Source organism: Oleiphilus sp. HI0066 (assembly GCF_001635725.1).
Window position 1 is genome coordinate 40,982 of the sequence record NZ_LWFH01001056.1, and the last position, 14,008, is coordinate 54,989.

A 14,008-nucleotide genomic window follows, 5' to 3' on the forward strand; every position below is an offset into this window, starting at 1 on the left:
TTCTGTTACTTCACCCACCAAGCGTCTAAGTAAATGCCCGATTTTGGTGTAACTTCGGGATGAGCAAGCTTCTTGCTATACGCGATGCGATCAACTGGGTTGTACCAATTTGGAATCGCGTAATGGCCCCAGAGTAATACTCGATCTAAAGCTCTCGTGCTAGTGATAAGAGATTGTCTATCTGGAGAGCTAATAACCATTTCAATTAGTTCGTCGACAACTGGGTCGTTGATACCTGCATAATTACGTGATCCCGGCACAGCAACTTTACTGGAGCTCCAATACTCACGTTGTTCATTGCCTGGCGAATTAGATTGGCCAATGCCACTGACAACGACATCGAAATCAAAATCGCGCAAACGATTAATATACTGAGTTGTATCAACAACTGTAATTCTTGCATCAATGCCTAGTCTTTCTAAATTCTTAATGAAAGGCTGAACGACTCGTTCAAAGTCTTTTTGGAACATTAAGAATTCGAGTTTAAATGGGTTTCCATTTTGATCAACGCGCTTGCCGTTCTTAACGTCGTAGCCAGCTTCCTTTAACAAGCTCATCGCTGAGCGCAGATTTTTGCGAATAGAGTTTGGTTTTGCTGTGCTTGGTACAGAATAGGGCGTGGTAAATACTTCTGCTGGAAGCTGTTTCTTAAATTTTTCTAAGATGGCAAGTTCTTCGCCTTCTGGGACGCCGGAAGACGCCAATTCAGAGTTTTCGAAATAGCTCGAAGATCTTTTATAAGCACTGTGGAATAAGTTGCTGTTAGTCCATTCGAAATCAAAGGCATAAGTGAGCGCGCGTCTTACTTTAGGATCGCTCAAGTATGCTTTGCGGGTATTGAGAACGAATGCCTGCATACCCGATGGGCGTTCGTGTTTGATTTCTTCTTTGATTAGCTCGCCTGAATCGAACAGCTTACCTTTATACTGTGTGGCCCAGTTTCTAGCTGTGGTCTCGGTTCTAAAATCGTATTCACCCGCTTTGAATGCTTCGAGAGCAACAGTGTTGTCGCTGTAGTATTCGTAAACGATTTCATCGAAATTATATTTACCTTTCGCTGTTGGTAAATTTTTTGCCCAGTAATCGGGGTTTCTCTTGTAGGTGATCGAACGACCTGCTTCAAAGCGGTCAATAACATAAGGGCCGTTACCAACAGGGATATCTAAGCCCGCAGAACCAAACCCGACTTTTTCCCAATATGCTTTTGATAGCACTGGCATCTGACCAAGAATTAGAGGGAGTTCTTTGTTTTTGTCGTCTTTAAACTTAAATGTGATAGTTTTACTGTCTTCAATAACTACATCAACCACATCTCCGTAGTAAGCCGCGTAAAATGGACGTGCGCGCTCATGCGTGGTGAGCATGTTAAATGTATATTTCACGTCTTCTGCGGTAATTGCAGAGCCATCACTGAAGGCTGCGTCTTCGTTGATAACAAAGCGTACCCAGCTGCGATCAGCAGGCATGATAATTTGTTCGGCTATTAATCCATATTCAGAGAACGCTTCGTCTTCGGAGTGATTAGTGAGTGTTTGATAGAGATAAGAAACCCCGGCGCCACTGACACCTTTTACGACGAATGGATTGAAACTATCGAAGCTGTTAGAGCGCACGCTTAAGCGCAGCGTTCCGTCTTTCGGAGCGTCAGGATTAACGTAATCATAGTGCTTAAAGTCGGCACCGTATTTTAGGTCTCCGTGCATCGCAAGGCCGTGCGACGGCGCAGGGTCTTGATTCGCGTTAGCAATGCTGGTGTTTAAGGAAAGAGAGAAAACTAAAGCAATAGATAAGTGCCAAGTTCGCATAATATAGGGCCGCGCTTGTTAGTGTTATTAATAGAATCCTAAAGCGATTTGACTCAAGCGTCTAGCGAGTAAAGGCTGTTTTATGGTTGGTTTGAGTCAGAGGTCACGCGAGAGCTCGCGGGTTGCTTAAAAGCTATACAGTTTTATGCTTTTGCGATTCTGTTAGTGCCGGAGTACGTGCTTTCGCCGCCTTTCTCACCGTAAAGCTTTGGTTTTTGATGTTTGCCTCGAACCATATCCATAATTTTTTGATTTCGCGATCGTGAGCGCTCAATGACTAAACCGTTTACTTGGTTTAATTCCTTGCACTGTTCGAGTTGATTAAGTGATTGCGACCAAAGAGTTGACAGCTCCGCGTCACCAAGCGCGTCTATCCCCATCTTTACTTTTCCAGCTTCGATAGGTGCTCCAGAGGCAGTGATGAGCTTAACTTTGGCGCGAGCTCGATCTTCAATGTTCTTAACTAGTGTGCCTTTGGTTTTTGCGATGACTTCAATTTCGGTGCTGTTACGATCTTTCAGAGCTTGGGCTTCGTTTAAAAGTGTCTTATGCAATTGATCAAGATCAGAAAGATCTTTATCGATAAGTTGCTTCAGCTGTTTACAGAGGGCAGGTTTGCGTTGTTCGAATGAAGAAGGGGTGTTAGCCATTAGTGCTTGCCTCGAAAAGAATAAATCTATTCGAGATCAAGCATTTTTTGAGCCATGTTTTCAGGGTTTGATTTGTATGTTCCGTCTTCAATCGACGCGCGTAGTTCTGCAACGCGCGCAGCATCAACATCTGGCTCAGATTTGAGAGAGTTCTCTGCTCGGCTAAGAATCTGAGCAGTGTTGCTTAAGCTAACTTGAGCGGAACTGGCCTGAGGAGCAGGGCTTGAACTAGCAGTCTCTTTGGTTTGCGCAGGCGCGTTTGTTTCATTGCGTTTTGCGCGCAAATTCTCAAGATTGCCAGAATTTAAACCATTAATGTCGATGTTCATATTTCATACTCTAACTGCTTTACGCATAGTTTATCGGAAGCTAGTAAAAAAACTTTAATGAATTTTCGTATAAATCTCGTATTTTTTTAGAGAACAACTAAAACTTTACCTCTTTCAAGGACTTGGGCTCGGATAATTCTCTCAGAAGATAAGTTTCTAACACTAATTTGCTCTCCGAGAGACCCTGCACTCAAGGCTTCGCCTTTCATTTGAATGCGGATGGCGCTGTTTGATGCGCTTATTAGAACTTCATCTCCGCGCTGCACGAGCATAGGTGCTTTTAACTGGGTTGGGCTGATGACTTCGCCTTGACGAATGCTACGTTTAGTAATCATTCCCACGAGATGATCTGGATGTCCGTAGCTACCACGCCTATTGAGATTTACCTGCTGTTCCATCGTACCTAGATGGCTTTCTCTAATGGCGGTGTTCTTAGGAATGCTTTGCAGCGCTGTAATCACTTTCTTGTATAGCGCGGCTTTGGCAGAAATATGAATTTGCCAAGTTGGACTTGCACATGACATGGCGATTGTATTGTTCGCTGTTTTGAAAATATCTCTACGTAATTCTTTCTTAATTTCACTTTCACATACTGGCACACTAAATTTCGGTGAAACTTTGCCGATCTTATATTCAGTGCGGAAGCCTTTTGCCTCGTACGTACTGAGTTCCATAGTGAGATATGAGTATGCTTCAGTAATAAGATTTTCTGCATTTAAGGTCTGCGCAAATGAACTATTCGCAGCGATAGAGGCTAAAAGCAGGGTAACTATTGTGTATAGATGGCGTTTCGACATGCGCTTTAATGACAAATAATCGTTATTTGCGATATTTACTGCAATCTATAGGCCTACTTTTTAATGATGGTCTATTATTGATTTGATAAAACTTTACTAATTTCTCAATTATCGAGGTGTTACCTTGGCTGGTGTGTTAGATAGCGTAAACCAACGAACGCAGTTGGTTGGCCAAAATAGGCTTGAGCTTCTGTTATTTAGGTTGGCTGGGCGTCAGGTATATGGCATCAACGTCTTTAAGGTAAAAGAGGTTCTTCAATGTCCTCGTCTTACGAGTCTGCCTAAAAGTAATCCTGTTGTTAAAGGTGTTGCTCATATCCGGGGCGGCACTATTCCAATTTTAGATATGGGTATGGCGACTGGTCAGCGTTCTGTCGCTACAGACGATCTTACTGAACAATTTATTATCATCACGGAATACAACCGAAATACACAAGGCTTTTTGGTCGCAGGCGTCGAACGTATCGTGAACCTAAATTGGGAAGAGATTCATCCGCCACCGAAGGGTTCTGGAAAAGAAAACTACCTTACAGCCGTTACTGAAATAGACGACAAATTAGTTGAGATTTTGGATGTCGAAAAAATCCTCTCTGAAGTCTCTCCGATGGATGAAAGTGTCAAAGAGAGTACGCTTGACGGTCGCGACAAAGAAGAATTTCAAAAGCATCGAATTTTGGTTGTCGATGATTCTGTGGTTGCGCGAAAGCAAATTCAGAATTGTTTGCAGACCATTGGTGCTGAGGTAGTGCTCAAAAACGATGGGCGCCAAGCCTATCAACACTTAAGAGAAATCACCGAAGATGGCTCTCGCGCGAGTGATCACTACAGTATGATGATCTCTGATGTGGAAATGCCAGAAATGGACGGTTATACCTTGACGGCTAAGTGTAAATCGGAAAGTTCGTTATCTGATTTATATATTATGTTGCACACTTCTCTGAGTGGCGTATTTAATCAAGCGATGGTCAAAAAAGTTGGGGCAGACGACTTTATGGCGAAATTTAGTCCCGACGAATTGGCTGAGCGTGTAATGCAGGCAATTGATTCGCATATTCAGCAATAAAAATTCAGGGAAGTTTTTGTGATTAATAGTCAGTCTTATGATGCCTTTTGTGAGTTTTTAGATTCCGCTTGCGGAATTGTGCTTGGAGCAAACAAAGAGTATTTGGTGAACAGCCGACTACGCGCAGTGTTTGAGGAGAATGGTCTTGAGTCATTAGACCAACTTCTAGAAAAACTAAAATTTGGCAATCACATGCTTCGTCAAAAGGTTGTTGATGCGATGACAACAAATGAGACTTTATGGTTTCGTGATGATCATCCATTTAAGTATTTTAAAGACGAGCTTTTAGAGCAGTTGTATTCAGTGGCCGGCGCTAGAAAACCAAGGATTTGGTCAGCAGCCTGCTCTAGTGGTCAGGAGCCTTATTCGCTTTCTATTTGTGCTAATGAGTTTGCCAAAGCTAAGCCTCTTCTTGGTTCGAGGGGCTTAGATATCGTCGCAACAGATATTTCATCTTCAATCTTAGATGTTGCAAGAAAAGGTGAATACGATCAGTTAGCTTTGAATAGAGGTATGTCAAAGGAGCGTCTTGAAAAGTATTTTGATCAAGGTGCTCATAACACTTGGACCGTTAAACCTAATATCAAGCAGAGCATTCAGTTCAAGTCGCTTAATTTACAAGATAGTTATATCGCCTTGGGCGGAAAGCTCGATATGATTTTTTGTCGTAACGTGCTTATTTATTTTTCCCCTGAAAATAAAAGGCAGATTCTCGAAAAAATGCATGCTCAGCTTCGCCCGAAAGGTTATTTAATGTTGGGAGCGTCTGAGTCGATTGGTCCTGCCGGAGAGCTGTTTAACATGATTCAGTATCGCGGCGGCATTGTTTATCAAGCAAAGTGAACTCCTTCTTGCTTTTGGTTTATCCCTAATATAAATTACGCCGCTTCTCAAATGGGTCGTCGGTCTATTTGTGTTGGTGAGGTGGCCGAGTGGTCGAAGGCGCACGCCTGGAAAGTGTGTAACGGGAAACCGTTCGAGGGTTCGAATCCCTCCCTCACCGCCAATTTATAAAGAGTCGAATCTTACTTCTGTCCAAACTCCGTCATTTCTATCCTTTTCTGTCTGGTCTAAACGCCACAAATTGATCTACATCAATTTTTAAAATTAACCTACAAATTCACTGCGTTTACGCCTGAATGACGACTAGCCTGACTGTTTAGTTTCTAATTATTGAGTTTGGTGACTGTGTCTGCTGAAGCGATCTGGTTAGCCGTTTGCGTATTCTTAGTTTTTCTCCAGCAAGTAGGTTTTTTATTGCTAGAATCTGGTTTGGTGCGTTCAAAAAACAACGTTAACGTTGCTGCAAAAAATGTCCTCGACTTATGTTTAGTGATTCTTCTTTTCTGGTTTGTCGGATAAGCAATTGTCTTTGATGGCGATCTTGTATTGGAAGGTGAGGGCTATCTAGTCTTTCTCTATCAGAGCCTATTTTTTGCACCCTGTGTAACGTTGATATCCGGAGCTCTTTCAGAGCGCGTTGCTCTCTGGGTATATGTCATTGTAGCGGTTTTTACCGCGGTCTTTATCTATCCCTTTTTTGCTTTTAATGTCTAGAGTCAGTCTGCACTGCTCGCACAGTTTGGGTTTGTAGACCTAGCTGGTTCGGCAGTTGTTCACGTCGTGGGTGGTGCGATTGCTTTGGCCGTACTTTTGATTATTGGTCCGCGGGAAGGTGTGTTTGTTAAAGGGCGCAAAGTGGCTCTTGCCGCTAATATGCCTGTAGCCGTTGGCGGTGGATTTTTATTGTTCATAGGCTGGTTAGGATTTAACGGTGGTTCAGCATATCGCTCAGATATCGACGTATTTTTAGTCATTGTTAATACGGTTTTCGCTGCATGTGGAGCGGGTGCTTTTGCTGTAGTATTTTCACTGCTGCGACGCTCAATTATTGATGTGAAGGTTCTGATAAATGCAATCTTATCAGGGCTAGTCGCGTCTTGTGCCTCGGCTCATCTTATTACGCCGACTCAAGCGCTTATGCTTGGTGTGCTTGCGTATTGGGTAATGAAAGGTTCTTCATCATTACTTGAATACTTCGAAGTTGATGATGCAGTTGATGCTGTGCCCGTTCATTTAGGTGGCGGTATGGTGAGAGTGTTGCTTCCTGTTCTGTTTGTTTCTGAGTTTTCGTTGCTGCCTCAGCTTGTTGGCTTGGCAATCGCTGTGGTTTGGGGTTTTGGTTTAACGTATGCAGTGATGCGATTAATTAACCGCTTTTGGCCTCTCAGAATTAGTAAGGAGGCCGAAAAGCTTAGGCTCAATATTTACGAGCACGGAGAGCGTAATGATCTGTCGGACATGATCGAGTCAATCAGCCACAACCATGAAAGCGGAGAACTAACGAAGCGATTGCCTGAAAATGAATCCACCGAAGTTGGTTTGTTAGCGGGGCATTACAATGGTCTTCTAACAAGCATAGATGCTCAGCAGCAAGAGCTTCAAGATTTACTGCGTGAGTCGCGGCGTCTCCAAGGTGTAAAGGATGAGTTTATCGGGACGATGAATCACGAAATACGAACGCCTATTACTGCGGTTATTGGATTCGCAAAACGATTGGTGTCTGGTGTTAGCAATGCTGATGAATCACGTGATTTGTCTAAGCGCGTGCTTGAAGCGGGGCAAAGACTCGATGCACTGTCCAAGCAGTTGTTAGATGTTGAGCGCGTAGATGGTTTTGAACACGGTGTTAGTTGCCAAGCTTACTCGTGCGAAGCTGTTGTACGAGAGGTGGGGGTTCAAGCGCACCTTATGTTTGATGAGCTTGGTGTCGGGATTAAGGAATCTGTTCCCAAAGAGCTCGAAGGTCAGGTTTATATAGATATGCAGGTCTTGTACGACGTGTTACGTGAGGTTTTTGATAATGCGCGTAAGTTTGGTGATGGCTTATCCATAGAGGTTAATTACAACTTCGATCAGCGGAAGAGTTTTGTTTGTTCGATAACCAATTACGGCTCTGAGCTGTTACTTGCTCATGAGCCTTATGAGAAGTTTTGGCAGGCTGACTCGTCATTGAGTCGTTCTCATGAAGGCTTAGGTTTTAGGTTTGTACTTATCGCGTCAACTTCTAGGTGCTATGGGTTGTTCTATTCGTCATGAGTCATCATCAAAGGGTGTGACATTCTTTCTCTCTTTCCCCTTGCAAACTGATAACAATGAACCCGAAGAAATACTTGAATATTTGTCTGAAGGCCTGCAAAGCGAGTTGGCAAATGATCATGTTGTTTCCTATAAGGGCAAGCGATGTCTTATTGTTGATGACACGATGGATAATCAAGTGTTGATTGAGTTTGCCATGGCTGACCTTGGGTTTGATTGTGATACGGCAGATAACGGAGAGATCGCTGTTGAGAAGGTGCGCGCTGAGCAGTATGACATTGTTATGATGGATATGCAGATGCCTGTTATGGATGGTGTAACGGCAACGCAAAAGATTCGGAATGAGCTAGGCATCGCTGATTCGGAGCTGCCTATTGTGGCCATTACCGCGAATGATTTAGACGAGCATCGGCAGCAATGTTTTGATGCTGGAACGAATGACTTCTTAACGAAACCTCTTGATAACGAGAAGCTTAAGTCAGTTCTGTTAAACTTGCTCACAGATCAATAATTTTGCTGCTGGGCTGTAAAAAGGTTTAATAAATTAAAAAAATGTGCACTTCCGTGCAGGCAGTCTCTTTAGTAAGCCGTTCTACTACTGCTCAAGTCCTCAAAATTGTTTATACTACCGCCCCTTTTTTAAGCGTGACTAGTTAGCGCTAGAAAGTTTTCGTCTGTTTTTCAGTAAGAAGGTGTTTGATGCCAATCTATGAGTATGCTTGTAAGTCGTGTGGCTTTCAGAAAGACGTACTTCAGAAATTAAGCGATGAACCGTTAACAGCGTGTCCAGAGTGCAATAACGAAACGTTTTCCAAGCAGATTTCTGCGCCGGGATTCCGGTTGTCGGGCGGCGGCTGGTATGAAACAGATTTTAAAACTGGCAAAAAGAAGAATTTAGCGGGTGATGCTGGAAAAAGTTCGTCATCTAGCTCATCAAGTAGCGATAGCGCTGCATAACGGTATTAGTAAGAATATAATTAGGACAGGACTATGCGCAGTCAATATTGCGGTCAAGTAACAGAAGAATTGATCGGACAAGAAGTTACCATTTGTGGTTGGGTTCATCGTCGTCGTGACCACGGTGGTGTTATTTTCCTTGATATGCGTGACCGCGAAGGGATCGCTCAAGTTGTATTTGATCCAGATACTGAAGAAAGCTTTGCAGCGGCTGACCGTGTTCGAAGTGAATATGTTCTTCAAATTAAAGGTCTGGTTCGTGGTCGTCCAGAAGGCACGATTAACGAGAATATGACGACTGGTAAGATCGAAATTCTTGGCAAAGAGCTTGTTGTTCTTAATAGTGCTGAGACGCCTCCATTCCCGCTAGACGAATTCGTAGACGTTGGTGAAGATACGCGCCTTAAATACCGTTTTATGGATCTTCGTCGTCCTGAAATGCTTAACAAACTTATGTTCCGTTCAAAAGTAACGAACTACATTCGTAACTACATGGACGGCAACGGCTTTATGGACGTTGAAACGCCAATCCTTACACGTGCGACGCCAGAAGGTGCGCGTGACTACTTGGTGCCAAGTCGCACTCAGCCAGGTAACTTCTTCGCACTTCCTCAGTCACCACAGTTGTTCAAACAGCTATTGATGGTTTCTGGTGTTGATCGCTACTACCAAATCGCTAAATGTTTCCGTGATGAAGATTTGCGTGCTGACCGTCAACCTGAATTCACACAGGTGGATGTTGAAGCTTCATACATGAGCGAAGAAGAAATCATGGCGAACATGGAAGGCATGGTTGGTTCAATGTTCAAAGACTTGCTTGACGTTGATCTTGGCGAATTCCCTAAAATGCCTTATTCAGAAGCGATGAGCAAATACGGTAGCGACAAGCCTGACTTACGTATTTCGCTTGAGATTGTTGATGTTGCTGACTTGATGGAAAGTATCGAGTTTAAGGTGTTCGCAGGCCCAGCAAAAGATCCTAAAGGTCGCGTTGCAGCACTTAAAGTTGATGGTGGTGCGGAACTTAGTCGTAAGCAAATTGACGAATACACCAAGTTTGTTGGAATCTACGGTGCGAAAGGTCTTGCTTGGATTAAGGTTAACGAAATCGAGAAAGGCGTTGAAGGTCTTCAGTCGCCAATCGTTAAGTTCTTAGGCGAAGAAGTTGCAATGCAAATTATGGATCGCCTAGGTGTTAAAAATGGCGATATTGTATTCTTCGGTGCAGATAAAGAAAAAGTTGTAAACGAAGCGCTTGGCGCACTGCGCTGCAAAGTGGGTGAAGATCTCAATATGTTCACAACAGAGTGGGCACCACTTTGGGTTGTTGACTTCCCTATGTTCGAAGAGTTGGATGATGGAGGCTTAACAGCAATTCACCATCCATTTACAGCGCCTTCTTGTTCACCTGCTGAATTGCGTGATGCGCCTGAAAAAGCATTGTCACGTGCGTACGATATGGTACTTAACGGTACTGAGCTTGGTGGTGGTTCTATCCGTATTCACGATGGAGAAATGCAAAGTATTGTATTCGATATTCTTGGTATCGACGCAGAAGAACAGCAAGAGAAGTTTGGCTTCTTATTGGATGCATTGAAGTTCGGTTGTCCTCCTCACGGTGGTTTGGCATTTGGTCTTGACCGTCTTGTGATGTTGATGACGGGTGCAAGTTCTATTCGTGAAGTGATTGCCTTCCCGAAAACACAGAGTGCTACTGACGTACTAACTAAGGCGCCAGGTGAAGTTGATAAGAAGCAGCTTCGTGAGTTGAGCATTAAGCTAAACCTTCCTGAGCCACAGAAAGAAGAGTCTAACTAAAGCTCTTTAATCTTCTTAATTAAAGTCATGACGGACAGATGTAATCGTGTGATTGCTAAGTTCGTCATGTCTTAACTAGTTTTTATTACTATCTTTGTCTTCGACCTCATTCTGTTTGTGTCTATATTCTCCTAGTTCGATTCTCCCATTTCTTATATTTAATGGCGTGTCACGTTATACCCCTTTAAACTCGCCTGAATTGTTTTGCTTGTAAGATCTTTATGTCAATTATCTTAGGGATAGATCCTGGTTCTCGAATTACCGGTTATGGTTTGATCGAGTTTAAGGCCGGTAAAAGCTATTACATAGGTAGTGGGTGTATTCGCGTTCAGAAAGATTCGCTCGCTGACAAGTTGGGGTTGATTTTCAATAGTGTTACGCAGCTCATTCAGCAATATAGTCCTGATGAGTTTGCGATTGAAGAAGTGTTCATGGCGCGTAATGCAGATTCAGCACTTAAGTTGGGTCAAGCAAGAGGTGTTGCTATTGCGGCTGCTAATGTTGCTGGCTTGCCAACTAGCGAATACGCTGCGCGCAAAGTGAAACAGGCTTTGGTAGGCAAGGGATCAGCAGATAAATCTCAAGTCGCGCATATGGTGGTCAATATGTTGGGTTTGAATGCTACGCCACAGGCAGATGCAGCGGATGCTTTGGCTGTTGCCCTGTGTCATGCACATATGCAGCAAAGCTTAATAAAAATGACCGGTGCGACGCGCAGTCGACGCGGTAGAGTAAGTTAATAAGGCTTGGCTGAAAGTCTGTTTTGATAATTTAGGAAGTATTTTGATTGGAAAAATAAAGGGTGTGCTTGAATCTAAAAATACCCATCAAGCACTCATTGACGTCAATGGCCTGTGTTACGAGTTAGATGTTCCGTTATCAACTGCATTCTCGCTGCCAGAGATTGGCGAGCAGGTAGTGTTGTATACGCATTTTGTTGTGCGTGAAGATGCTCAATTGCTTTATGGTTTTTCTTCTCTCTCGGACAGAGATGTCTTCCGAGTACTCATCAAGGTGAATGGTGTAGGGCCTAAATTAGGTGTCGCGATTCTGTCTGGTTTAAATGCCTCAGATTTGAAGCGCTGCGTTGAACTTGAAGATGTTAGCGCGCTGGTAAAGCTTCCGGGTATCGGCAAAAAAACAGCAGAGCGTTTGTTGATTGAGTTGAGAGATAAGCTAGGCGCTGTAGCAACCGAAAACGATGGCCTTGGAGAGATGGAACAAGCTGCCGTTGCTTTACCAGAAGAGTCAGTCGAGCAAGAGGCAGAGGCAGCATTAACCGCATTAGGTTACAAGCCGAGTGATGCGGCGAAGCTCGTGAAGAAGAGTTTTGAAGCAGGGATGTCTGTCGAGGATCTTATTAAGCAGGCCCTCCGTTCGCTCAGCTAGCTAGTGTGTTTGGCACTGTAACTGATATTTAACTTTCGTCAGTGTGCTTGAGATGTACACTAGTTTTATTCATCACTCTCTTTTAAGCCATGATTGACGCAGACCGCCTAATTTCCGCCGCGCCCAATAGCGGCGGCCGCAGTAAGCAAGAAGAAGCACAAGATCGTGCTATTCGCCCGAAATTACTAGCTGACTACGTAGGTCAGCCTGTTGTCAAAGAACAAATGTCTATTTTCGTTGAGGCAGCAAAAAAACGAGAAGAGGCACTTGATCATGTTCTTATTTTCGGTCCGCCTGGCTTAGGTAAGACAACGCTCGCGAATATCCTCGCTAATGAACTTGAATCTAACATTCAGTCTACGTCTGGGCCGGTGCTCGAAAAGGCAGGCGATTTAGCGGCCTTACTCACCAACTTAGAAGAAGGCGACATTCTTTTTATTGATGAGATTCATCGTTTAAGTGCGAATGTCGAGGAGGTTCTTTATCCCGCGATGGAGGATTATCAGCTCGACATTATGATTGGTGAAGGCCCAGCAGCGCGGTCTATTAAGTTGGATTTGCCCCCGTTTACACTGGTTGGCGCTACCACGCGCGCCGGACTATTAACGTCACCACTGCGTGATCGATTCGGTATTGTTCAGCGCCTCGAGTTTTATAGTGTCGCTGACTTGGCGAGTATTGTGGAGCGTTCTGCTCGCTTATCTGGAATTCATATTGAGTCACAGGGTGCTGTCGAGATTGCTAAGCGTTCTCGTGGTACGCCGCGTATTGCTAACCGCCTTTTGCGTCGCGTACGAGATTATGCGGAAGTTAAAAGTGACGGAAGCATTACTCAGAAGGTCGCTGATAAGGCCTTAAATATGTTGAGTGTAGATGAATGCGGTTTCGATCATATGGACCGAAAGTTACTGCTCACGATGATTGAGAATTTTGGTGGTGGTCCAGTAGGCGTTGAGAGTATGGCTGCCGCAATAGGTGAAGAGCGAGGAACGATCGAGGATGTTCTCGAGCCTTATTTAATTCAGCAGGGCTATATGATTCGCACGCCTAGAGGGCGAATGGCCACTGAAAAGGCATGGTTGCATTTTGGTTTAACGATGCCTGTAGGGGAATAGGATAGATGGATCCTTTTTCACTGCCTATTCGAGTCTATCTCGAGGATACCGATGTTGGTGGTGTGGTGTTCTATGCCAATTATCTAAAGTTTTTCGAACGTTCTCGTACTGAATTTGTCCGTACTCAAGGGTTCGAAATGCGGCGCTCGCTTTCAGATGGGGTGAGTTTTGTCGTTGCTTCCTTGAATATTAATTATCGAAAGTCAGCTTATTTAGATGATGAGTTGCTGATATTCACTGAAGTACTAGAAATAAAACGATCATACTTTGATGTTAAACAATGGGTTGAGCGCGTTGGTGAAAAGGGCGTGACACTCGTTGAGGCGCAAGTGCGTGTAGCCTGCGTTGATCTTGATAGTGGTCGGCCACAAGGTATGCCAAAACAATTAGTTAGCGCTCTGCAGGGCGTGTCTTAGGGGATTTATTTTGGAAAATCAGATTTCTGTTTGGGGCTTGATCGCAGACGCGAGCTTGTTGGTGCAATTGGTTATGCTGGCTTTGTTGGCTGCATCCGTTATTTCTTGGTATCTAATTTTTCAGCGTAAAGCTTACTTCCAAACTGCTAAAGCAAACCAAGTTGAATTCGAAGAGCGATTTTGGTCTGGAATGGATCTCAGCCGTCTCTATCGAGAATCCGAAAATGTGCCAGGTCTCGAGTACATATTTCGGGCGGGTTTTAAAGAATTTAATCGTCTTCGCCAAAATGACATGGATGCCGATGCGATCATGTCTGGAACGCAGCGAGCGATGCGCGTCGCCCTAGCTCGAGAAGCAGACCGACTCGACGCAAATTTGTCTTTCTTAGCGACTGTTGGCTCGACTAGTCCTTATGTCGGCTTATTTGGGACCGTTTGGGGGATCATGAATTCGTTTTTGGGTTTGGCGCAAGAGCAGCAAGCGACACTAGCAACGGTCGCTCCAGGTATTGCTGAGGCACTTATTGCAACAGCAATGGGCTTGTTTGCTGCGATTCCAGCGGTAGTTGC

Annotated in this window: 15 protein-coding genes, 1 tRNA gene and 1 pseudogene; 13 read left to right on the forward strand and 4 right to left on the reverse strand. The window is 44.1% G+C overall.

What is annotated here, in order from left to right; translation table 11 throughout:
* Positions 1 to 5: 5 nt before the first annotated feature.
* The 4 genes from A3738_RS13140 to flgA form a co-directional block, all read right to left on the reverse strand.
* Positions 6 to 1,805 carry an extracellular solute-binding protein gene (locus tag A3738_RS13140; RefSeq protein ID WP_068476731.1) on the reverse strand — a complete coding sequence of 600 codons (1,800 nt, stop codon included), beginning with the start codon at positions 1,803 to 1,805 and terminating at the stop codon, positions 6 to 8.
* A 143-nt stretch (positions 1,806 to 1,948) separates the two neighbouring features.
* Positions 1,949 to 2,455 carry a flagella synthesis protein FlgN gene (locus tag A3738_RS13145; protein WP_068476733.1) on the reverse strand — a complete coding sequence of 169 codons (507 nt, stop codon included), beginning with the start codon at positions 2,453 to 2,455 and terminating at the stop codon, positions 1,949 to 1,951.
* Between the two features lie 26 nt (positions 2,456 to 2,481).
* A complete protein-coding gene (gene flgM, locus A3738_RS13150; protein ID WP_068476735.1) occupies positions 2,482 to 2,784 on the reverse strand; it encodes a flagellar biosynthesis anti-sigma factor FlgM in 303 nt (100 codons plus the stop codon).
* 86 nt (positions 2,785 to 2,870) lie between these two features.
* Positions 2,871 to 3,581, reverse strand: coding sequence for a flagellar basal body P-ring formation chaperone FlgA (flgA, locus tag A3738_RS13155; protein WP_068476737.1), 711 nt, complete (start codon positions 3,579 to 3,581; stop codon positions 2,871 to 2,873).
* Between the two features lie 124 nt (positions 3,582 to 3,705).
* Between flgA and A3738_RS13160 the strand changes: the two genes are divergently transcribed.
* The 13 genes and pseudogenes from A3738_RS13160 to tolQ form a co-directional block, all read left to right on the forward strand.
* Positions 3,706 to 4,644: a chemotaxis protein CheV gene (locus A3738_RS13160; protein WP_068476739.1), complete on the forward strand. Its 939-nt coding sequence runs from the start codon at positions 3,706 to 3,708 to the stop codon at positions 4,642 to 4,644.
* A gap of 18 nt (positions 4,645 to 4,662) precedes the next feature.
* Positions 4,663 to 5,487 carry a protein-glutamate O-methyltransferase CheR gene (locus tag A3738_RS13165; RefSeq protein WP_068476741.1) on the forward strand — a complete coding sequence of 275 codons (825 nt, stop codon included), beginning with the start codon at positions 4,663 to 4,665 and terminating at the stop codon, positions 5,485 to 5,487.
* A gap of 75 nt (positions 5,488 to 5,562) precedes the next feature.
* Positions 5,563 to 5,650, forward strand: a tRNA-Ser gene (locus tag A3738_RS13170).
* 182 nt (positions 5,651 to 5,832) lie between these two features.
* Positions 5,833 to 6,918 (forward strand): annotated as a pseudogene (locus tag A3738_RS32010) (ammonium transporter); the annotation flags it as partial.
* 27 nt (positions 6,919 to 6,945) lie between these two features.
* Positions 6,946 to 7,743 carry a sensor histidine kinase KdpD gene (locus tag A3738_RS32015; RefSeq protein ID WP_255376170.1) on the forward strand — a complete coding sequence of 266 codons (798 nt, stop codon included), beginning with the start codon at positions 6,946 to 6,948 and terminating at the stop codon, positions 7,741 to 7,743.
* Positions 7,721 to 8,254 carry a response regulator gene (locus tag A3738_RS13185; RefSeq protein WP_068476747.1) on the forward strand — a complete coding sequence of 178 codons (534 nt, stop codon included), beginning with the start codon at positions 7,721 to 7,723 and terminating at the stop codon, positions 8,252 to 8,254. Before A3738_RS32015 ends, A3738_RS13185 begins: the two co-directional genes overlap by 23 nt.
* A 188-nt stretch (positions 8,255 to 8,442) precedes the next feature.
* On the forward strand, positions 8,443 to 8,700 hold the full coding sequence (locus A3738_RS13190; RefSeq protein ID WP_068476749.1) for an FmdB family zinc ribbon protein: 258 nt from the start codon (positions 8,443 to 8,445) through the stop codon (positions 8,698 to 8,700).
* A 33-nt stretch (positions 8,701 to 8,733) separates the two neighbouring features.
* Positions 8,734 to 10,518, forward strand: a complete 1,785-nt coding sequence (gene aspS, locus A3738_RS13195) for an aspartate--tRNA ligase (protein ID WP_068476752.1) — start codon at positions 8,734 to 8,736, stop codon at positions 10,516 to 10,518.
* 221 nt (positions 10,519 to 10,739) lie between these two features.
* Positions 10,740 to 11,258: a crossover junction endodeoxyribonuclease RuvC gene (gene ruvC / locus A3738_RS13200; protein ID WP_068476754.1), complete on the forward strand. Its 519-nt coding sequence runs from the start codon at positions 10,740 to 10,742 to the stop codon at positions 11,256 to 11,258.
* Positions 11,259 to 11,301: 43 nt separating this feature from the next.
* Positions 11,302 to 11,907: a Holliday junction branch migration protein RuvA gene (gene ruvA, locus A3738_RS13205; RefSeq protein WP_068473367.1), complete on the forward strand. Its 606-nt coding sequence runs from the start codon at positions 11,302 to 11,304 to the stop codon at positions 11,905 to 11,907.
* 89 nt (positions 11,908 to 11,996) lie between these two features.
* Positions 11,997 to 13,022, forward strand: coding sequence for a Holliday junction branch migration DNA helicase RuvB (ruvB, locus tag A3738_RS13210; protein WP_068476756.1), 1,026 nt, complete (start codon positions 11,997 to 11,999; stop codon positions 13,020 to 13,022).
* A 5-nt stretch (positions 13,023 to 13,027) separates the two neighbouring features.
* Positions 13,028 to 13,438: a YbgC/FadM family acyl-CoA thioesterase gene (locus tag A3738_RS13215; protein WP_068473881.1), complete on the forward strand. Its 411-nt coding sequence runs from the start codon at positions 13,028 to 13,030 to the stop codon at positions 13,436 to 13,438.
* A gap of 10 nt (positions 13,439 to 13,448) precedes the next feature.
* Positions 13,449 to 14,008 (forward strand): protein TolQ (gene tolQ, locus A3738_RS13220; RefSeq protein ID WP_068763631.1); only part of this gene is annotated, 560 nt, incomplete at its 3' end.